The sequence below is a fragment of the Providencia sp. PROV261 genome (assembly GCF_028477945.1).
Lineage (GTDB): Bacteria > Pseudomonadota > Gammaproteobacteria > Enterobacterales > Enterobacteriaceae > Providencia > Providencia stuartii.
The window spans coordinates 150,971-171,852 of record NZ_JAMPMC010000006.1 but is presented as its reverse complement, the minus strand read 5'-3'; the positions used below and the strand labels follow the sequence as shown (position 1 = coordinate 171,852).

Genomic DNA, 20,882 nt, shown 5'->3' with positions numbered 1-20,882 from the left:
TCACGGTTATTGGCTTAACAGGTTGTTTTTACGAGCTTGCGCATCCCATTCGGGCACGACAGTTTTCAAAAACTCTTGTTTTTCAGCGTTGATTTTTTGCATATCCAGACCAATTGCTTGTTGCGCTTTTTCTTTGGTTGAAATGTCTGGAATAGCAATTTCATGTGTAATGCCTTTAGCACCTAATAGACGAACGAGTTTGGTGCGAGCATCAGCAGCTTTGTTCATTGCGCCACCGAGCATGCGCAAGCCTTCCTCTGGTGCGTGCATATGAATACCATGAGATGCAATAGCTAAATCCCAGCGCCATTGTGCATGGCGAATATCAGCTAAAATGGGCGCCATCTCTTTTTCGGTTGCCCCTGCATCCCAAGCTGCTTTAGCTTCAAAATGGGCATGAACAAGTTGATCTTCCACTTTGATTTTCATCTCTTGGATAGCTTGTTTGCGCTCGGCAACGACAGCTTGTAGCTCTTGCTTGCTTTGGGTATGGCAGTTACGACAGGTTTGTTCGAAATTATCGAATGGATTACCTATCTTATGGCTGGTGTAGAGCTCGCCTTTTTCATTTTGTAATTTAGGCATGTGGCAGTCGATACAGGTCACGTTGTTTTTACCGTGGATCCCCGCACTCCATGTTTCATACTCTGGGTGCTGTGCTTTTAACATAGGGGCTTTCGACAGTGAGTTTGTCCAGTCAGAGAAGGCGATATTGTCATAATAGACTTCCATATCCTCCACTTTCGTACCGTTATCCCAAGGGAATTTGACGGATTTATTTTCCCCTGCAAAGTAGTACTCAACGTGGCATTGCCCACACACCATAGATTGCTGATCAAAACGACTGGCTTTATCGAAGGGTTTACCAATCGCTTCCATGGCTCGAGCGGCATAAGGACGGGTGAGTGTTAAAGCGGGCTGGCCTTGCGCGAATTCTGGAGAGTCGGTTTTGTGGCAGTCAGCACACCCTAGTACGTTAACAATTTCAGGCCCACCTTTAGCCCATTTACCGTGGAAATATTCATCTTCCCCTTGCTCTTGGATAAGTCTGGCGACATCTGGGCTTTTACAGCTCCAACAAGCCATAGGGAGAGGGCCATCTTGTGCATCTTTCGGTGCACCAGTACGTAGTGTTTCTCGTACGTCAATTAAAGCATAAGCATGGCCTCGAGGCTTGTTGTAATCACGTGAAAAAGGGTAGCCAGCCCATAGGATCACCAACCGGGGGTCTTCTGCCAGCGCATCTTCACGTTGTGATTGTTCGGATGTTGCACGCCACGAGTGATATTGATCAGGGTGAGCCTGAGCAAAGGATTCATTTTTAGTATTTATTGTTGATGATGCTTCCTTTGATGCAGTTTGCGCATGAACAGCAGGGGTTAACAACCATATCCCAGCCACCAAACTGAGTAAGTACAAAGTCCTGTTGATTATCTTTGCCATAAGGGCCTCGAGTGATATAAGCCAGCCATCCCATTGGCTGTGATATTATTATTTATAGGTGATGGCATAGGTTTTGATGCCATCATGACATGCTCAAGGAATAGCTCTAACAAATAACCACACTTAAAATATTGTTTTCGATCAAAGCTAAATTTACTAAAAGAAATGTCATTAAAATAATGTGATTAATATCGAATCGTGAATGTAAATTAGGAAAGAAAACATTGAGTCAGTTAAAATAAATGAGAGCAAAGCATTTAAGCGTCACTTTCATGTGAGTGAGGGTTTTTATTTATTGAATTCATATTGAAAGGCTTTATTATCAGTAGGATATGACTAAGTAATCTGCTTATCTATTATTTAACTAATAACCAAAGTGTGCAGCACCTCTAATATTTTCAATGTGGATATTCATCGTTGATGACTATAACTACTACTTTAGTGGTAGTTTATAATGTTATATATATGAGGGTTTCATGAAACATTAGGATTAATTTGGTTTCTCATATTTAAAAAATGTTAATATTTTTTGTTTGAAGATAATTTATTTAAGTTCTAGTCAATAAGTTACATCGTTATTTCAAATAATACTTTCTGTATAAATTATTTCATTCTAAATAGTACATTCATTAATGTTACCTATTAGGTGGTATGTATTTTTTTACTCTCTATCGATAAGATTCTGAGTGAATACACATATAATAATTGCGGTTAATTTTTACTTTTTGCATTAATTTTGTTTGGGCAATGTTAAGGAAATCAACATGGCTGATATCACCCGTCGGGGAGTGTTGACTGGTGCATGGCGTCGCGCCGCACCCGTTATTCGACCGCCATGGAGTCGTAGTGAAGATCATTTCATTGAAAGTTGTACTCGTTGCAACCATTGCCTGACGCATTGTGAAACCTCAATTTTAATATCTGGCCCCGGTGGCTATCCCGTTGTTGATTTTTTGCAAGGGGGAGTGCACGTTTTGTTATGCCTGTGCTGCCGCTTGCCCTGAGCCAATATTTCTTCCACAACTCTCCCAACCTTGGGATATTTCCATTTCAATTGCTCAAACCTGTCTGGCATATCGCTCTATTGAATGTCGGCGATGCGAAGACAATTGTGAGCCACAAGTGATCGCGTTTCGCCCATCACTGAGTGGAATTTATCAGCCCAATATTGATAAGCAAGGTTGTACAGGTTGTGGTGCCTGTGTTGCCGGTTGCCCCGTATCAGCCATTACTTTGGAGCATGAAAATGCGCAATAGCTGGCAAGTATGTAGTTTGATTGTACAAGTAAAAAGTGAACAGGCTTGCGCTGTGACGGCAGCTTTAAATCAATTACCCGGTTGTGAGGTGGCTATCAGTTCACCGGAAACAGGCAAATTGATTGTTGTTGTCGAGTCAGAACACAGTCGCACCCTGATTGAGACTATTGATTCAGTACGCAATGTTAATGGTGTGCTGGCTGTTTCGCTGGTTTACCACCAGCAGGATGAGCAATGTGAGGAAAATGATGAAACTCAGTCGTCGTAGCTTCATGAAAGCCAATGCTGTTGCGGCCGCTGCTGCGGCGGCAGGTATTGGCGTTCCGAGTATCGCTAAAGCGGTCGTCGGGCAACAAGAGGCCATCAAATGGGATAAAGCACCTTGCCGCTTCTGTGGTACAGGTTGTGGTGTACTTGTGGGAACGCAAAATGGTCGCATTGTGGCGAGCCAAGGTGACCCAGAAGCGCCAGTTAACCGTGGCTTAAACTGTATTAAAGGCTATTTTTTACCGAAAATCATGTACGGTAAAGATCGCTTGACTCAGCCATTGCTGCGAATGAAAGACGGTGAATATGACAAAAATGGTGAATTTACCCCGGTGACTTGGGAAAAAGCCTTTGATGTCATGGAAGAAAAAGTAAAAACCACATTAAAAGAGCGCGGCCCTGAAGGGATTGGCATGTTCGGTTCAGGCCAATGGACTGTGTGGGAAGGGTATGCTGCATCAAAATTGTTTAAAGGCGGCTTCCGCTCTAACAACTTAGACCCTAACGCACGCCATTGTATGGCCTCAGCGGTTGTTGGTTTCATGCGTACTTTTGGTATGGATGAACCTATGGGCTGTTATGATGACATCGAGCAAGCCGATGCATTTGTGCTTTGGGGTTCGAACATGGCAGAAATGCATCCTATCCTATGGTCACGTATTACCAACCGGCGTTTATCTGACCCTAATGTGCGTGTTGCTGTACTCTCCACATTTAAGCATCGTAGCTTTGAGTTAGCTGATAACGGTATTGTCTTTACCCCACAGTCTGACTTAGTGATCCTCAATTATATTGCTAACTATATTATTCAAAATGATGCGGTGAATCAGGAATTCTTCGATAAACACGTTAACTTACGTCGAGGAACAACGGATATCGGTTATGGATTGCGTCCTACTCATCCATTAGAACAAAGTGCTAAAAACCCGGGTTCAGATGCCTCTGTGCCGATGACTTGGGAAGAATATAAGGCCTTTGTGGCTGAATACACATTAGATAAAACCGCTGAAATGACAGGGGTGCCGAAAGATCAGCTAGAAGAACTAGCAAAATTGTATGCAGATCCAAACACAAAAGTCGTCTCTTATTGGACAATGGGCTTCAATCAGCATACTCGTGGTGTTTGGGCGAATAACCTCTGTTATAACTTGCACTTACTGACAGGTAAAATTTCTCAGCCGGGTTGTGGTCCGTTCTCATTGACGGGGCAGCCGTCTGCGTGTGGTACTGCTCGTGAAGTCGGTACGTTTGCCCATCGCTTACCCGCCGATATGGTGGTAACGAATGAAAAACACCGCGAAAAAGTGGAGCAAGTTTGGCAACTCCCCGCCGGCACGATCCCAGAAAAAATTGGCTTACATGCCGTGGCGCAAGACCGTGCATTAAAAGACGGCACGCTTAACTTTTATTGGGTCATGTGTAACAACAACATGCAGGCAGGCCCTAATATTAATCAAGAGCGGATGCCGGGCTGGCGTGACCCACGCAATTTTATTGTTGTTTCTGATCCTTATCCAACCGTGAGTGCTATCGCCGCAGATTTGATTTTGCCAACCGCCATGTGGGTAGAAAAAGAGGGGGCTTACGGGAATGCGGAGCGCCGGACACAATTTTGGCGTCAGCAAGTGAAAGCGCCGGGAGAAGCGAAATCTGACTTATGGCAAATGGTGCAATTTGCCCGTCGCTTTAAAACGGAAGAGGTTTGGCCTGAAGAGTTACTGGCTCAAAAACCGGAGTATCGCGGTAAAACCCTGTATGACGTGCTGTTTGCTAACCAAGCGGTTACCAAGTTCCCGATCACTGAGTTAGCTGAAGATCAGCTCAATGATGAGTCACGCGAATTGGGCTTCTATCTACAAAAAGGGTTATTTGAAGAGTACGCCAGTTTTGGTCGCGGTCATGGTCATGACCTTGCGCCTTTCGATGATTATCACAAAGCACGCGGTATCCGTTGGCCTGTGGTCGATGGCAAAGAGACGCAATGGCGTTACAGCGAAGGCCATGACCCCTATGTCAAAGCCGGTGCGGGTTATCAATTCTACGGTAAGCCAGATGGTAAAGCGGTCATTTTTGCATTGCCGTTCGAACCCGCGGCGGAAGTACCTGATAAAGAATATGACTTATGGCTATCAACGGGGCGTGTGTTGGAGCATTGGCATACCGGCAGTATGACTCGTCGTGTACCAGAACTGCACCGAGCTTTTCCTGAATCACAGGTCTTTATCCATCCTCTAGATGCGAAAGAGAGAGGGTTACGTCGTGGTGATAAGGTAAAAGTGATTTCACGCCGTGGTGAAGTGACCACTATTGTGGAAACACGAGGGCGTAACCGACCACCAAAAGGATTGGTGTATATGGCTTTCTTTGACGCATCTCAGTTAGTTAATAACTTAACGCTGGATGCAACAGACCCACTCTCTAAAGAGACGGATTACAAAAAATGTGCCGTTAAATTGGAAAAGGTGTAATTGCATATGTCCCAGAAACCTAAACCTCAAAATAGTCGTCGCCGTTTCTTACGCGATGCCGTTCGTGCGGCAGGCGGATTGGCGGCGGTTGGTGTGGTACTGGGCTTACAGCAACAAACTTCCCGCGCGAGTGGAATTCGTCTCCGCCCGCCGGGAGCCATTAATGAAAATGCATTTGCGAGTGCGTGTGTTCGTTGTGGGCAGTGCGTACAAGCTTGCCCTTATGACATGTTGAAATTAGCAACATTAGCATCAGGACTGGCAGCGGGAACGCCTTATTTTATTGCGCGAGAAAACCCTTGTGAAATGTGTGAAGAGATCCCGTGCGCCAAAGTGTGCCCGAGTGGTGCACTGGATAAAGAGATTGAGTCTATCAATGACGCACGAATGGGGTTGGCAGTGTTACTTGATCAGGAAAACTGTCTCAATTTTCAAGGGTTGCGCTGTGATGTGTGTTATCGCGTTTGCCCGCTAATTGATGAGGCTATCACACTGGAGCTTGAGCAAAACCACCGTACGGGGAAGCATGCACGTTTTTTACCAACAGTGCATAGTCAAGCTTGTACGGGATGTGGTAAGTGCGAGCAGGCTTGTGTCCTCGAAGAAGCGGCCATTAAAGTCCTGCCGCTAACGCTTGCGAAAGGTGAATTGGGGCATCACTACCGTTTTGGTTGGCTGGAGGGAAATAATGGCAAATCGTAAACGTGATGCCGGACGCGAAGCTCTGGCGAAAAAGGGCTGGTGGCAGAGCCATAAATGGTTATGGATGCGTCGTATCAGTCAACTATTGGTAATCGCGATGTTTTTGAGTGGATCTTGGTTTGGGGTCTGGATCTTACATGGTAATTACAGTAGCAGTTTATTGTTAGATTCAATCCCGCTCACTGACCCTTTGATCACGTTAGAAAGTCTTGCTAGTGGCTATTTACCTGCTATTTCGACATTAATTGGTGCAGCAATAGTATTGCTAGTTTATGCATTACTTGGAAAACGTATTTTTTGCAGTTGGGTTTGCCCTGTAAACCCTGTTACGGATGCGGCAGCATGGTTACGCCGTAAGCTCGATTTTAATCAATCCGCAACGATCCCTCGTTATATCCGTTATGTGTTGCTTGTGGTGATTTTAATCGGCTCTGCGGTAACAGGGACTTTATTGTGGGAATGGATCAACCCCGTTTCATTAATGGGCCGAAGCCTCATCTTCGGTTTTGGTAGCGGTGCTTTATTGCTGCTCGCCTTATTTTTATTCGATTTACTCGTTGTGGAGCATGGCTGGTGTGGTCACCTTTGTCCTCTCGGTGCCTTATATGGGATCGCCGGTTGTAAAGGGGCACTGATGGTCACAGCGATAAACAAGCAAAATTGTACTCGCTGTATGGATTGCTTTCACATTTGTCCGGAGCCGCAAGTTTTGCGTACCCCGGTTTTAGATAAACAGGCCCCAGCATTCATTTCGGATAAGGACTGCATAACATGCGGTCGTTGTATCGATGTGTGTTCTGAGGATGTTTTTAAAATAACACTACGATGGAGTTCGGGAGCGAAATCATGAAAACCCATGCCCTGATTAAGACAATGAGCCGTTGGATGGCGGTAATAGGACTCGTTGCCTCGAGCCTTGCTTGGGCGACAAATGGCGTTGATCTGTCTAAGTCACCAGAAGTTTCTGGTACTCAAGAAGGTGGCATTCATATTCCTAAAGAGCAGGAAAGAATGGCTTTAAACTATGTGAATCAACCTCCAATGATCCCACATAGCGTTGATGGTTATCAAATTACCACCAATACAAATCGCTGCTTACAATGCCATGGTGTTGAAAGTTATCGAACAACAGGGGCGCCTCGCGTTAGCCCGACACACTTCGTGGATGCTACGGGGAAAGTATTAGGTGGTGTAGCACCAAACCGCTACTTCTGCCTACAGTGCCATGTGCCGCAGTCCGATACTTCACCGATTGTGGAGAACACATTTACCCCATCCAAAGGTTTTGGGAAATAAGAGGCCGACATGGGAAACAATAACGCTAAGCCTGGTGTGATCCGTAGAGTGTGGCAATGGTGGCGACGCCCGAGCCGTTTGGCTTTGGGAACCTTACTATTGATTGGTTTTGTTAGTGGCGTCATTTTTTGGGGCGGCTTTAATACGGGAATGGAAATGGCTAATACTGAAGAATTTTGTATTAGCTGCCATGAGATGCGTGAAAACGTGTATGAAGAGTATATGGAAACGATCCACTACACCAACCGTAGTGGTGTTCGAGCAACCTGTCCTGATTGCCATGTACCTCATGAGTTCGGACCTAAAATGGTCAGAAAGATTAAAGCCAGCAAAGAGCTTTATGGCAAAGTATTCGGCATCATTGATACACCACAAAAATTTGAAGAGCACCGTTTAGCCATGGCGCAAAATGAGTGGCGACGGATGAAAGATAATAACTCTCAGGAGTGCCGTAATTGCCACAATTTTGAATACATGGATTTTACGGCACAAAAAAGCGTGGCAGCCAAAATGCATGATCAGGCCATTGTTGATGGAAAAACCTGTATTGATTGCCATAAAGGGATAGCTCATAAGCTACCTGATATGCGCGAAGTTGAGCCGGGTTTTTAAATGGAAAAGCGTCACTCAGGAAGGTTGATTAAATGGGATCACGCCTGAGAAGCATAGAGGCTAGTCAACAGTTAATGGTTTGACTAGCCTCAGTTTATATTTGTGCTATATCAATAAACCCATTGTTATTACGTGTATTGTATATTGCAGCAGCGCAAAGTTTGCCTGAGATATGATCTGGAGCCTTTAAATATGTGGAAAAAGCTTCACCAACTTGCTATTCCTGCCAATCTCTACCAACTATGTGGGCGGTTGACCCCTTGGTTTATTACCCTGAGTGTGATTTTTTTAGTACTAGGTTGGGGGTGGGGATTCGGATTTGCGCCCGCCGATTATCAGCAAAGTGATAGCTATCGCATTATGTACCTCCATGTTCCAGCAGCAATGTGGTCAATGGGGATCTATGCCATTATGGCGTTCGTCGCTTTTGTTGGTCTTGTTTGGCAAATGAAAGTGGCTGAATTAACGATTGCCGCTATGGCACCTATTGGTGCGGTATTTACCTTTATTGCCTTAGTCACGGGGGCAACGTGGGGCAAACCCATGTGGGGCGCATGGTGGGTATGGGATGCACGTTTAACCTCAGAACTTATTCTCTTTTTTCTGTATGTTGGCATTATCGCGCTTTGGCATGCATTTGATGACCGCCGGACAGCAGGAAAAGCTGCGGCGATCTTAGTCTTAATTGGTGTGATTAATTTACCTATCATCCATTATTCCGTTGAATGGTGGAACACATTACATCAGCCTTCAACGCGAATGCAGCAAAGTATTAACCCTGCAATGCGCACACCTTTGCGTTTGGCTATCTTAGGCTATCTATTTTTATTTATTTCTCTGACGCTGGTGCGTTTGCGTAACCAATTATTACTACTGGAGCGTAACCGCCCATGGGTTATGGATATCGTGAATAAGAAGGGGCGTAAATAATGAGTAGTGCATTTGCATCTTGGGCGGATTTTTTTGCAATGGGCGGTTATGCCTTTTATGTCTGGCTGGCAGTTCTATTGACGGTAACACCGCTATTGCTGTTGTGTATTCACACCGTTTTACAACGCAAAATGATTATAAATTCCATCACTGCACAGCAAGCAAGAGAAGCAAGACAGAAAGCAGCACGAGCGCGTCGGGAGGCTGAGTGAATATTCGTCGTAAAAATAGATTATGGCTAGTTTGTTCCATTCTAATTGGTGTGGGGTTAATGGTCGCGCTGCTTTTATATGCACTTCGCTCCAGTATCGACCTATTTTATACCCCCGGTGAGATCATTTATGGGAAGCGAGAAACCCAGCAGATACCTGAAGTTGGCCAACGCTTACGTGTCGGGGGAATGGTGATGCCAGGTACCGTTCAGCGTGATCCGGACTCCCTGAAAGTCACCTTTACGGTGTATGACGCGGAAGCGGAAGTTGATGTGAGCTATGAGGGGATTTTGCCTGATCTGTTTCGAGAAGGGCAAGGGGTAGTTGTCCAAGGGGAGCTGGCTGAAAACCATCATGTCATTGCCAAAGAAGTGCTCGCTAAACACGATGAAAATTATACGCCACCCGAAGTTGAGCAAGCGATGCAGGAAAATCACCGTCGACCTGCCGCGGCTTATAAGGATAACGCACTATGATCCCTGAGGTTGGCAATATACTGCTATGCCTAGCGTTAGGTATTGCAGTATTACTCTCTATCTATCCATTATGGGGCGTATCTCGTCACGATGAGCGCTTAATGCGGGCTTCAAGGTCTCTTGCTTGGCTACTGTTTTTGTGTGTGGCTGGCGCATTTTTAGTGCTAGTCAACGCCTTTGTTATAAATGATTTTTCAATTACTTATGTTGCAAATAACTCCAACACGCAATTACCTGTTTGGTATCGGGTTGCGGCAACATGGGGTGCGCATGAAGGTTCACTGCTGTTGTGGGTGCTATTGATGAGCGGCTGGACGTTTGCGGTTGCATTATGTAGCTACCGCATGCCGCTGGATATTGTTGCTCGTGTTTTAGCAGTAATGGGGATGGTGAGCGTCGGGTTTCTGTTGTTCATCATTTTCACCTCTAACCCCTTTTCGCGCACCTTGCCCTCCTTCCCAATTGAAGGACGTGACTTAAATCCGCTCTTGCAAGATCCCGGCCTGATTTTCCATCCACCATTGCTGTATATGGGGTATGTTGGCTTTTCAGTCGCCTTCGCATTTGCTATCGCGGCGTTGCTTAGTGGCCGGCTGGATAGTTCATTTACCCGTTTCGCTCGCCCTTGGACGATGGCTGCGTGGTTTTTTTTAACGCTCGGCATCATGTTAGGTTCGGCTTGGGCCTATTATGAGCTAGGCTGGGGCGGCTGGTGGTTCTGGGATCCCGTTGAAAATGCGTCGTTTATGCCTTGGTTAGTAGGAACCGCGTTAATTCACTCGCTGGCGGTGACAGAGCAGCGAGCGACATTTAAGGCATGGTCTTTATTGCTATCGATATTTGCGTTTTCACTTTGTTTACTCGGTACTTTCCTCGTACGTTCAGGGGTGCTGGTTTCTGTGCATGCCTTTGCATCTGACCCCTCGAGAGGACTCTTCATTCTCGCCTTTATGGTCTTAGTTATCGGTGGCTCATTGCTGCTGTTTGCCATAAGAGGTCACAAGGTTCGTTCTCGTGTTAATAATGCGCTTTGGTCTCGGGAATCAATGCTACTGGCGAATAACGTCATCCTAACCGCTGCAATGCTGGTCGTGTTATTAGGCACCTTACTGCCTTTAGTTCACAAACAAATTGGTTTAGGCAGTATTTCGATTGGTGAGCCCTTCTTTAATACCATGTTTATCGCGCTAATGGTGCCATTCGCACTCTTACTGGGGATTGGGCCTCTAGTGCGTTGGGGGAGAGACCGCCCCGCAGCGATTAGAAAATTACTCTTAATGGCCTTGCTCGTGACCTTGATATTGTCATGCCTACTGCCATGGCTAATGCAAGATAGATTAGAAGCGTTGACCGTGCTTGGTTTAATGATGGCTTGCTGGATAGCATTACTGGCGTTCGCCGAAATGCGTGTACGTATTAGTAAAAAAATCAAGCTCACACCAAGTTATTGGGGAATGGTACTTGCACATTTAGGTTTAGCAGTAACCATTGTGGGGATTGCCTTTAGTCAAAATTACAGCATTGAACGTGATGCCAAAATGAAGCCCGGTGAAAGTGTGGTTATTCGTGATTATACCTTTGTCTTTAATGGGGTACATGAAGCGAATGGCCCGAATTATCAGGGTGTGATAGGGAATATTGACGTTAAGAAAAATGGTGAATTACTCACTAAATTACAGCCTGAAAAACGTTTTTATAGCACCAGCCGTGCCGTGATGACCGAAGCGGCTATCGATGGGGGAATAACCCGAGATTTGTATGCTGCATTAGGAGAAGAGGTCGGCAAAGAGGTATGGACTATGCGCCTTTACTACAAACCTTTTGTGCGCTGGATTTGGTCGGGAGGCATTTTAATGGCTGCTGGAGCGCTATGCTGCCTATTTGATCCGCGCTATCGTCGCCGTAAACCCGTGCAGGAGGCTGCATGAAACGCAAAGTTTTCTTGATCCCTTTTATTATTTTCGCTGCTATTGCCGCCGTTTTGTTATGGCAATTGATGCGTAATGCCGAAGGGGATGACCCTCGTTTACTTGAATCTGCATTAGTGGGTAAACCGGTGCCTGTGTTCCGTTTAGAGTCACTTGAAAACCCCGGTCAACATTATGAGTCAAATGTATTGATTCAAGGGAAACCTATCCTCTTAAATGTTTGGGCGACATGGTGCCCTACTTGTCGCGCTGAACATAAATACCTCAATCAGCTTGCTGCCGAAGGTGTACGCGTGGTGGGGTTAAACTATAAGGATGATCGCAATAAGGCGATTGTTTGGTTGCGCGAACTTGGTAACCCTTATGCTTTAAGTCTTTTTGATGGTGAGGGCATGTTAGGCCTTGATCTGGGCGTTTATGGGGCTCCTGAAACCTTCTTAATCGATGGCAATGGGATTATTCGTTATCGCCATGCAGGCGCAATGGATGAGCGTGTCTGGAATAAGGAAGTGAAACCATTATGGGAACGCTATAGCAAGGAGGCCAGCCAATGAAATATATTATTGGTTTGCTGATGCTAGCGGTTAGTGCAAGTAGTGCTTTTGCGGCGACTGAAGTTTTTACCTTTGATAATGAGCAGCAAGAGCAGCAATTTCGTAAGTTAACAGAAGAGTTACGTTGCCCGAAGTGCCAAAACAATAGCATTGCAGATTCAAACTCAATGATTGCTTTAGATTTACGGCAAAAAGTGTATGAGTTGATGAAAGAAGGCAAGAGCCGCGATGAAATCGTTGACTATATGGTGGCACGTTACGGCTATTTTGTGACGTACAATCCTCCATTGACGCCATTAACGGCCATCTTATGGGGATTACCTTTTGCAGCCATGATTGTCGGTGGGTGGATCATTTACGCACGTACTAAAAAACGTGTTCGCATAAAACAAGATGTTCCAAATGATCAGCAACATACCGCTTCAATAAAGCCAACGCGCTCAACTGGGTGGGTGTATGTCCCGGGGGTGATCATGGCTTTCGGAATTGGGGCCGCGGCTTATTATCAGGTAGGCAGTTATGGCAAAGTTGCAGATTGGCATTTAGCTTACCAACAGGCGCCAGCGTTGCTTGACAGAGCGTTAGATCCCTCAGAGCCACCACTTAATCTTGAAGAAATGGAGCGCCTTGCGTTAGGTTTACGTACTCGTTTGCAGGATGAGCCTCAAAATGCCGATGCATGGGTGATGCTAGGTCGGATTGGCATGGTATTAAATAATGCCACGATGGCGACAGATGCTTATGAGCGGGCTTATCGACTCAAGCCGAATGATGATAACGTGGCGCTAGGGTATGCCGAAGTGTTAACGCGTTCGTCTGATCCAGAAGATAATCGCATTGGAGGTGAGTTATTGCGTAAGCTGATTGCTGAAAATAGGACCAATGTTAAGGCATTAAGCATGTTTGCTTTTAATGCATTTGAGCGGGCTCGTTATGCAGAAGCTATCTCAGCTTGGCAGATGATGCTGCAATTATTACCTGAAAATGATCAGCGACGAACAGTCATTGAGCGCAGTATTGAACAAGCATTGATGATGGTGCATGAGAAAAAAACAGTTCAATAGTGGGTTGTTAACTGATTCAAAGCACTAAAACGGGAGCAATCGCTCCCGTTTTTATATTCTGCGTACCATTTTTTGATTTTATTTTTCTCGATACGTTTTATTTAAATGGTGGTCATTTTTAGTTTGAATCGATTCAATATTGAAATTAGGCGATTAAAATTGAAAAATAAGTAATTTATTTATTTGAAATCCTTTATAGTTAATTATTAATGATAAATTAACTTGGTTCCTTGTAAGCTATTGAAGTTAATATTTAATTTTATTTAATCTTATGATTGTTTTATAAGTAATATAATTATTATTTTATGATTAAATTAAATGATGATTAGATTACTTAATGCTTTCCTATTTTGTTTTGCATTAAAAACTAAATTTACCTTAACGTAATATGCTTTTGCTTTTTTTTGTTTTAGCTTTTGTGTTTTTTGCTTTTTTTTGCTTTGCATTGGGAACATATGATTATTATCACATTAAAATAACATTATCTAATTTAGAGTAAATGCCATGAGGTAAAATGGCATGAAAGCAGAACGACATAAAAAAATAATTAATTTTTTAAAAAACGCAGGCTCAGCAAAAGTTTCTGTTTTATCGAAAGAACTGAATGTCACAAAAGAAACCATTAGAGCAGATTTAAATTCTTTGGCAAAAAAAGGAATTATTAACCGTTGCCATGGTGGCGCATTCATTGAATTTGAATCCCTAGATAAGGTTGCTAAAAAAGAAATTATACAGTTTCTGGAATGTAACGATAGCCTTAATGAAATAACCAATAAGGATGATTCAGTGAACGGCAAAGTTTGTGTATTAGGTTCATTTAATGTTGATATGATTAGTTATTTGCCTCGATTACCAGAGGCAGGCGAATCATTATTATCAAACAAATTTATTTTTTCACCAGGTGGCAAAGGTTGCAATCAGGCTTTAGCTGCAAGTTATTCAGACTCACAAGTCCATTTTATTACTAAAATTGGCACTGACCAATTTAGTGATTATGCGGTGAATTTTATTTCATCATCAAAAATTAAGACATCAACAATTTACCAAACTGAAAAGTTCCAAACGGGTACAGCATCAATTTTCGTGTCAGAAAATAGTGGCGAAAACATTATCTCCATATATTCTGGCTCAAATATGGATATCAGTGCTGATGAGGTAAAAATTCAAAAAGATAAAATTATTAATTCGAATATTATCTTGCTACAACTTGAGACAAATATTGAAGCCTTAAGGGAAATTATATCGATAGGTAATGAGTATTATATACCGATTATTTTAAACCCTGCACCTTATAGTGATATTGCTATCGAACTACTTGAAAAAGTCGATATTTTAACGCCGAATGAAACGGAAGCCAGTTTGCTATCCGGAGTGAATGTTGTGGATATGGAGTCGGCTAAAAAAGCAGCCGACGTCATCTATCATAAAGGTGTTAAAAAGGTTGTGATCACATTAGGAAGTAAAGGCTCTATTGCTTACGATGGCAATAAATTTATTTACTCACCGGCCTACACAGCGGTGGTGAAAAATACGGCTGGCGCTGGGGATGCTTTCAATGGCGCATTGGCGGCCTCATTAGCAAAAGGTAAGCAATTTTCGTATGCGTTGCGTTATGCTTCGGCATTTTCATCGCTTGCGGTAGAAACGAGCAAAGCTTCAGAAATGCCTGAAGATATTAACGTGATATATCGTATTAACCAAACAACCTACTCTCAGGTTGTCACTCAATCCCCTGAATAATTCATATTCTGAAAGAGGAATAAAAATGAAAATTTTATTTATTGGTGAGTCATGGCACATTCATATGATTCATACTAAAGGCTACGACAGTTTTACTTCGAGTAAATATGAAGAGGGTGCAACATTTTTATTAGATTGCTTAAGAAATAAAAATGTTGAAATTGATTATATGCCTGCTCATACCGTTCAAATGGCATTTCCTAAAACGGTAGAAGAGTTAGAGAAATATGATGTCGTTGTCATTAGCGATATTGGTGCAAATACTTTCTTACTGCAAAACGATACTTTTTATAATATGAAAGTATTACCAAATGCACTGCAATTAATTAAGCAGTATGTCATTAATGGCGGTGGATTATTAATGATTGGTGGCTATCTATCCTTTATGGGAATTGAGGCTAAAGCGAATTATAAAAATACATTATTAGCAGATGTATTACCGGTAGAAATGCTTGATGGTGATGATCGTGTTGAAACACCTGAAGGTATTTTTGCAGTACCAGTCAATGCAGAACATGAATCCGTTAAAGGATTTGGACAATGGCCAATGTTTTTAGGCTATAACAAAGTTAAAGCTAAAGAAAATACAGAAACCGTTTTAAATATTGGCGAAGATCCTCTATTAGTCTTTGGTCAATATGAAAAGGGTAAAACAGCCTGCTTTATGAGTGATTGCTCGCCACACTGGGGAAGTAAAGAATTTATGGCTTGGGAACATTACTCTGACATGTGGGTAAATATCCTAAAACAGATCGCTCGTTAATTCAGTTATTGTCAAAAGTAAAATATCAAAAATAAGAAATTAAGTGTGGGGAATTTCCCCCGCACTTTGTACTCCGATTACAAAAATAATGACTCATAGTCAAAAAATCCAAAAGGAATATTTTATGAGTGCAAAAAGTTATTCTACACCATTACTGATGATAGCGACGGTTTTAGCCGGGATGTTATCGCCAATGCAATCTGCCGTTAATGGGCAGCTCGGGGATGTATTAAAAGATGGCAACGCAAGTGCGGTAATTTCGTTTGCTAGCGGTCTTGTCGTCATGTTTTTTATTATCATAGCGAAAAAACAGACTCGTCAGCAATTTGCCTCTATTCCAAGTTTAATTAAACAACGTAAAATTCCATTGTGGAACTGGTTTGCAGGCCTTTGTGGCGCAATGGTGGTTTTCTCTGAAGGGGCTTCTGCCAGTGCACTAGGGATTGCCACTTTCCAAACCGCATTGATATCGGCGCTATTATTATCAGACCTATTGTGTGATCGTTTCGGTATTGGTATCGATGAGAAAAAACCGTTCACCCTTTTTCGCGTTTTAGGAGCTGTTTTTGCCGTGGTAGCCACCTTATTTGTGGTGTCTCCACAATGGCACTCTACCTCTGCTATCTATTTAGCCATTCTTCCTTTCTTAGCGGGTCTATTAGCGGGTTGGCAACCAGCGGGTAACTCTAAAGTGGCAGAAGCGACAGGTTCAATGATGGTATCTATCACATGGAACTTTATTGTCGGCTTCACGGTTTTGACTGTCGCTTTGGTGATCCGTATGGCTCTTGGTCACATTACTCTTGAATTACCGGGGGGTGTGGTGGATGTATCTCGGTGGTCCATTAGGGCTAATGTCTATTGCGTTAATGGCAATCTTAGTTCGTGGATTAGGGCTGTTAATGCTCGGAGTTGCATCAACAGCAGGGCAATTACTGGGTTCAGTTCTGATTGATTTACTCTTGCCATCATTGGGTAACACTGTCTATCTGGTCACGATTATTGGCACACTGTTTGCGCTGGTTGGTGCAATTATCACAACAATTCCTGAGTTTAGAGAAGCAAAAGCTGTGAAAACGGCGGGAGTGTAAAATGAAAGGTTATATTCAGACTGTCACTGGGCCAGTTAAAAAAGAAGATATGGGTTTAACCCTGCCACATGAGCATTTGTTTAACGATCTCTCTACCGTTGTCGATGAACCTTTTTACGATTTCTCGCATGTGTTGGTCGATAAAAAAGTCAGTGCAGATATTCAATGGGGGCTAAAACACGATCCTTATTGCTGCTGTGACAATATGGATAAAAAACCTATCGACGATGTGATTTATGAAGTGAATAACTTTAAGGAGCTTGGCGGTAAAACGCTTGTTGATGCGACAGGCTCCGAAGCAATTGGTCGAGATGTTCGTCAATTGCGAGAAGTGTCCATTAAAACAGGTATCAATGTCGTTGCCTCATCAGGCTTATATATCGAAAAATTTGAAGGCGAGCGCCTAGTAAAAAGTATCGATGAAATGGCGAAAATGATTGATGACGAATTGAATATTGGTATTGATGGCACTGATATTCGAGCGGGGATGATTGGCGAAATTGGGGTTTCTCCATTTTTTACGGAAGGGGAAAAAAATAGCCTTAGAGCCGCATCCGTCGCTCAGCTTGCCAATGATCATGTCTCGATGAATATCCATATGCCAGGTTGGCAACGTCGTGGTGATGAAGTATTGGATATTTTAATCAAAGAGATGGGCGTTAATCCCGCTAAGATCTCATTAGCGCACTCAGACCCATCAGGAAAGGATATCGATTATCAGCGCCGTATGTTAGACAGAGGCGTATGGCTTGAGTTCGATATGATAGGGCTTGATATTTCATTCCCTAAAGAAGGGGTCGCACCAACCGTTACAGAAACCGTTGATGCGGTTTATAAGTTGATAGAGCTGGGATATAGCAATCAGATCGTTTTGAGTCACGATGTGTTCTTAAAACAGATGTGGGCAAAAAATGGCGGAAATGGATGGGGCTTTGTACCGAATGTTTTTCTATCGCTTCTGGCGAAGAAAGGCGTCGATCAAGCTACCCTTGACCGCTTATGTATCGATAACCCAGCTAACTTATTAGCTTAATAAATAATCTCCCCTTGTTTTTTTCTGTTCGATTTTGCGGTGATAGCTAAACTATTGCCGCTTTTTGTTTTTTATGGGGCGTGAAAGCAAAAGGGCTTTTTGTCGATAATTCCCGTTTTACTATTTTTTATTATTGAGAATGCTATTGGTGGATATGACTTGTAAAAATAATATTTCGAATGGTTTTTATTTCAGATGAATGTAATGGAAATTACGCCAATATAATGGTGCCAAATTGTTCTATTTGAATATAGAGGGAATGTAGGCCAAGTAACATTATTGACAAAAAACGATAACAACGATGATGTAAATGAGATACACTTTCGCGCATTAAAATAACAATAGATATTACGGAAAAACGTTGCACCTGCATGATAGATTAAGACAATTCGCAGCCTATCTTGCGCTACTTGCAGTAGCAATGCTGTTTATTGCACCATTGGTCTCAAAGTCAATGATGCAAATGGCTGATTGTTCTTCAATGGAAAATATGGCACCACACGTGATGCACCATTCGCATCAAGGTGCTCTATTGCCTGAAGAATGCCATTCTAACGGCATGATGAATCATCTGTTAATGTCGGGAGTCGGACTATCGCCGATGGAAGACATTGCCTGTGGCTATTGCCAGTTGTTGATCCATTTTCCATTTATCATTCTATTTATTGCCATTGCAATTCGCCAATTGGCAACGCTGACGACGCGGATCTCCCTTGAGCCTTGCATTCATCCATATTTGTTTCGGCCTTGGTCTCTGCGTTTTGCGCGCGCTCCTCCGTCTCTCTTTTCTTATTAATTATTGATCATTTTAAATTCACAATGTTGCATTTGCCGTATTGAGTGCAAAGGGCTTCGCCTGCTCTCTATCTTGAATTTGATTATCGAATTCAGGCGGCATGGCTACGTCATAAAGAAAAGAATTAGGCAAAATAATGAACAAAGAAAAATGTGTAATCGCACCACTGACACTTTTAGTAACGACCGCGCTGTTGTCGAATAGCGCAGTCGCTGAGGCAGAGAATCAAAGTCAATTTTCAGAACACTCAGTGATGATAGTCACTGCCCCCGTTGATTCACCATTAACTATCAGCACCTCACCAAAAACACCTAGACAGCCAGTGCCAGCGAGTGATGGTTCTGATTATTTGAAAACGATCCCCGGCTTCTCGCAAATTCGTAATGGCGGCACGAACGGTGACCCCGTTTTTCGTGGCATGTTTGGCTCTCGCTTACGGATTTTAACTAATGATAGTGAGATGTTAGGCGCTTGCCCATCTCGCATGGATGCCCCAACCTCTTATATTTCGCCAGAAAACTTCGACCTATTAACGATGATCAAAGGGCCTCAGTCAGTTCTTTGGGGACCAGGTAACTCGGCAGGTACAATTCGTTTTGAGCGTGAAAAACCCATTTTTGATAAAGCGGGTGTTCAGGGGAATGCAAGTGCGTTAACGGCCTCTAATCAGCGTTGGGATGCGAATGCAGATGTCAGTATGGGGAATGAAAAAGGTTATTTACGCTTAATAGGTAATAAATCTCGCTCTAATGATTATAAAGATGGAGATGGTAAGAAAGTGCCATCAAAGTGGGATAAATGGAATGCGGATGTTGCTGTAGGCTGGACGCCAGATGAATACACGTTACTTGAGCTTACCGCGGGGAAAGGGGATGGTGAAGCTCGCTATGCAGGTCGTGGAATGGATGGCTCGCAATTCAAACGCGAAAGTCTAGGTGTGCGTTTTGAAAAGACAAATATTGGCACAGTGCTTGATAAGCTAGAAGCGAATATGTACTACAACTATGCCGACCATATTATGGATAACTATTCATTACGTGACACAAGTGGCTCAATGGGGGGCGGCTCTGGTCATATGGGGCATATGATGGGCGGTGGTCATGGCATGATGAATATGCCAATGAAAATGCGTGTTGATCGTAAAACGGTGGGTGGCCGAGTTATGGGAACTTGGTTATGGAACGATTACGAATTACGTGCAGGGGCCGATATGCAAACTAATACTCACCGTAAGGAGAGCAATAACCACTGGAATAAGGATGCAACATTCCAAGATTATGGGCTGTTTGGTGAGTTAACGTGGAATGCAAATGCGCATGGGAAAGTCGTTACAGGTGCGCGTGCCGATAGGGTATTAGTGGATAATGAGACCGCGGTAGGGTCATCGGGGCGCAATACTGTGATGCCAGCAGGGTTTGTGCGTTATGAGCATTCGCTTTCTGATATGCCTGTCATGCTGTATGCCGGTGTCGGTTACACTGAGCGTTTCCCTGATTATTGGGAGTTATTTTCACCAACCTACGGCCCTGATGGAACAAGCAATGTGTTCGACCATTTAAAAACGGAAAAAACGACCCAGTTAGATATCGGTGCAAAATATAGCAATGATAAAACTAACGCATGGGTTTCCGCTTATATTGGGCGAGTCGATGATTTTATCCTATTCCGTTATAACCCACATAATTCGCGACAAAGTCAAGTTGAAAACGTGAATGCGATGATCATGGGGGGAGAAATGGGCGTCGCCTATAAGCTCAGTGATGCGTGGAAAGCGGATGCAAGTCTCGCTTATTCTTGGGGGGAAAACCGCAGTGATAGGCAACCATTACCGCAGATGCCGCCATTAGAAACCCGTTTTGGTTTATCTTGGGAAAAGAATGATTGGACGGCAACAGGGCTAATGCGTATTGTCAGTAGCCAACATCGTGTGGCGATTAATGATGGTAACGTAGTCGGGAAAGACTTCGGTAGCAGTGCTGGTTTCACGATTTTCTCCGTTAATACCGCTTATCGGGTGAATGATCATGTTAAGTTAAGTGCTGGTGTTGATAACCTATTTGATAGAAATTATAGCGAACACCTAAACTTAGCGGGTAATAGTGGGTTTGGTTATTCCTCTAATCAACCCGTGAATGAGCCGGGCAGAACGTTTTGGGCGAAATTGAACTTAACTTTCTAACGAGAAGCGGTTTTATCAAAACAGAACACCCGAGGTAATATCGGGTGTTCTACAAAAATAACGTTTAATTG

The 20,882-nt window shown here is 43.4% G+C and carries 18 protein-coding genes and 2 pseudogenes; 19 read left to right on the top strand and 1 reads right to left on the bottom strand.

Annotated elements, in window-relative coordinates; translation table 11 throughout:
- Positions 1-6: 6 nt before the first annotated feature.
- Complete coding sequence (nrfA, locus tag PR675_RS04980) at positions 7-1,443, bottom strand: ammonia-forming nitrite reductase cytochrome c552 subunit (RefSeq protein ID WP_041705038.1); 1,437 nt, start codon at positions 1,441-1,443, stop codon at positions 7-9.
- A 764-nt stretch (positions 1,444-2,207) separates the two neighbouring features.
- Between nrfA and napF the strand changes: the two are divergent.
- The 19 genes and pseudogenes from napF to PR675_RS04885 all read left to right on the top strand — a co-directional run bounded on the left by napF (position 2,208) and on the right by PR675_RS04885 (position 20,811).
- Positions 2,208-2,700 (top strand): annotated as a pseudogene (gene napF / locus PR675_RS04975) (ferredoxin-type protein NapF).
- Complete coding sequence (gene napD / locus PR675_RS04970) at positions 2,690-2,968, top strand: chaperone NapD (protein WP_014656456.1); 279 nt, start codon at positions 2,690-2,692, stop codon at positions 2,966-2,968. The pseudogene napF and the gene napD overlap by 11 nt, the downstream one beginning before the upstream one ends.
- Positions 2,949-5,435, top strand: a complete 2,487-nt coding sequence (gene napA, locus PR675_RS04965) for a nitrate reductase catalytic subunit NapA (RefSeq protein WP_040132254.1) — start codon at positions 2,949-2,951, stop codon at positions 5,433-5,435. Before napD ends, napA begins: the two co-directional genes overlap by 20 nt.
- A gap of 6 nt (positions 5,436-5,441) precedes the next feature.
- Positions 5,442-6,137 carry a ferredoxin-type protein NapG gene (gene napG, locus PR675_RS04960; RefSeq protein WP_004922210.1) on the top strand — a complete coding sequence of 232 codons (696 nt, stop codon included), beginning with the start codon at positions 5,442-5,444 and terminating at the stop codon, positions 6,135-6,137.
- Positions 6,124-6,987, top strand: a complete 864-nt coding sequence (gene napH / locus PR675_RS04955) for a quinol dehydrogenase ferredoxin subunit NapH (protein ID WP_060560848.1) — start codon at positions 6,124-6,126, stop codon at positions 6,985-6,987. Before napG ends, napH begins: the two co-directional genes overlap by 14 nt.
- Positions 6,984-7,433: a nitrate reductase cytochrome c-type subunit gene (gene napB, locus PR675_RS04950; RefSeq protein ID WP_004922202.1), complete on the top strand. Its 450-nt coding sequence runs from the start codon at positions 6,984-6,986 to the stop codon at positions 7,431-7,433. The genes napH and napB overlap by 4 nt, the downstream gene beginning before the upstream one ends.
- Positions 7,434-7,442: 9 nt before the next feature.
- Positions 7,443-8,045 carry a cytochrome c-type protein NapC gene (napC, locus tag PR675_RS04945; protein ID WP_004922200.1) on the top strand — a complete coding sequence of 201 codons (603 nt, stop codon included), beginning with the start codon at positions 7,443-7,445 and terminating at the stop codon, positions 8,043-8,045.
- 192 nt (positions 8,046-8,237) lie between these two features.
- Positions 8,238-8,975 carry a heme ABC transporter permease gene (locus tag PR675_RS04940; RefSeq protein WP_060560849.1) on the top strand — a complete coding sequence of 246 codons (738 nt, stop codon included), beginning with the start codon at positions 8,238-8,240 and terminating at the stop codon, positions 8,973-8,975.
- Complete coding sequence (gene ccmD / locus PR675_RS04935) at positions 8,975-9,187, top strand: heme exporter protein CcmD (RefSeq protein WP_060560850.1); 213 nt, start codon at positions 8,975-8,977, stop codon at positions 9,185-9,187. Before PR675_RS04940 ends, ccmD begins: the two co-directional genes overlap by 1 nt.
- Entirely contained in the window at positions 9,184-9,663 is a 480-nt protein-coding gene (gene ccmE / locus PR675_RS04930; protein WP_036941240.1) for a cytochrome c maturation protein CcmE, read from the top strand. The genes ccmD and ccmE overlap by 4 nt, the downstream gene beginning before the upstream one ends.
- Positions 9,660-11,591, top strand: a complete 1,932-nt coding sequence (locus tag PR675_RS04925; protein ID WP_060560851.1) for a heme lyase CcmF/NrfE family subunit — start codon at positions 9,660-9,662, stop codon at positions 11,589-11,591. Before ccmE ends, PR675_RS04925 begins: the two co-directional genes overlap by 4 nt.
- The gene (gene dsbE, locus PR675_RS04920; protein WP_060560852.1) at positions 11,588-12,145 is read left to right on the top strand and encodes a thiol:disulfide interchange protein DsbE; all 558 of its coding nucleotides are present in this window, start codon (positions 11,588-11,590) and stop codon (positions 12,143-12,145) included. Before PR675_RS04925 ends, dsbE begins: the two co-directional genes overlap by 4 nt.
- The gene (locus tag PR675_RS04915) at positions 12,142-13,209 is read left to right on the top strand and encodes a cytochrome c-type biogenesis protein CcmH (protein ID WP_060560853.1); all 1,068 of its coding nucleotides are present in this window, start codon (positions 12,142-12,144) and stop codon (positions 13,207-13,209) included. The genes dsbE and PR675_RS04915 overlap by 4 nt, the downstream gene beginning before the upstream one ends.
- A 519-nt stretch (positions 13,210-13,728) precedes the next feature.
- Positions 13,729-14,949, top strand: coding sequence for a PfkB family carbohydrate kinase (locus tag PR675_RS04910; protein WP_060560854.1), 1,221 nt, complete (start codon positions 13,729-13,731; stop codon positions 14,947-14,949).
- The gene (locus PR675_RS04905) at positions 14,942-15,712 is read left to right on the top strand and encodes a glutamine amidotransferase (protein ID WP_376738360.1); all 771 of its coding nucleotides are present in this window, start codon (positions 14,942-14,944) and stop codon (positions 15,710-15,712) included. Before PR675_RS04910 ends, PR675_RS04905 begins: the two co-directional genes overlap by 8 nt.
- Positions 15,713-15,836: 124 nt before the next feature.
- A pseudogene (locus tag PR675_RS04900) lies at positions 15,837-16,803 on the top strand (DMT family transporter).
- 1 nt (position 16,804) lies between these two features.
- Positions 16,805-17,836, top strand: a complete 1,032-nt coding sequence (locus tag PR675_RS04895; protein ID WP_004922160.1) for a phosphotriesterase family protein — start codon at positions 16,805-16,807, stop codon at positions 17,834-17,836.
- Between the two features lie 361 nt (positions 17,837-18,197).
- Positions 18,198-18,632, top strand: a complete 435-nt coding sequence (locus PR675_RS04890; protein WP_004922152.1) for a DUF2946 family protein — start codon at positions 18,198-18,200, stop codon at positions 18,630-18,632.
- 136 nt (positions 18,633-18,768) lie between these two features.
- Positions 18,769-20,811, top strand: coding sequence for a TonB-dependent copper receptor (locus PR675_RS04885; protein ID WP_004922145.1), 2,043 nt, complete (start codon positions 18,769-18,771; stop codon positions 20,809-20,811).
- The last annotated feature ends 71 nt before the right edge of the window (positions 20,812-20,882 follow it).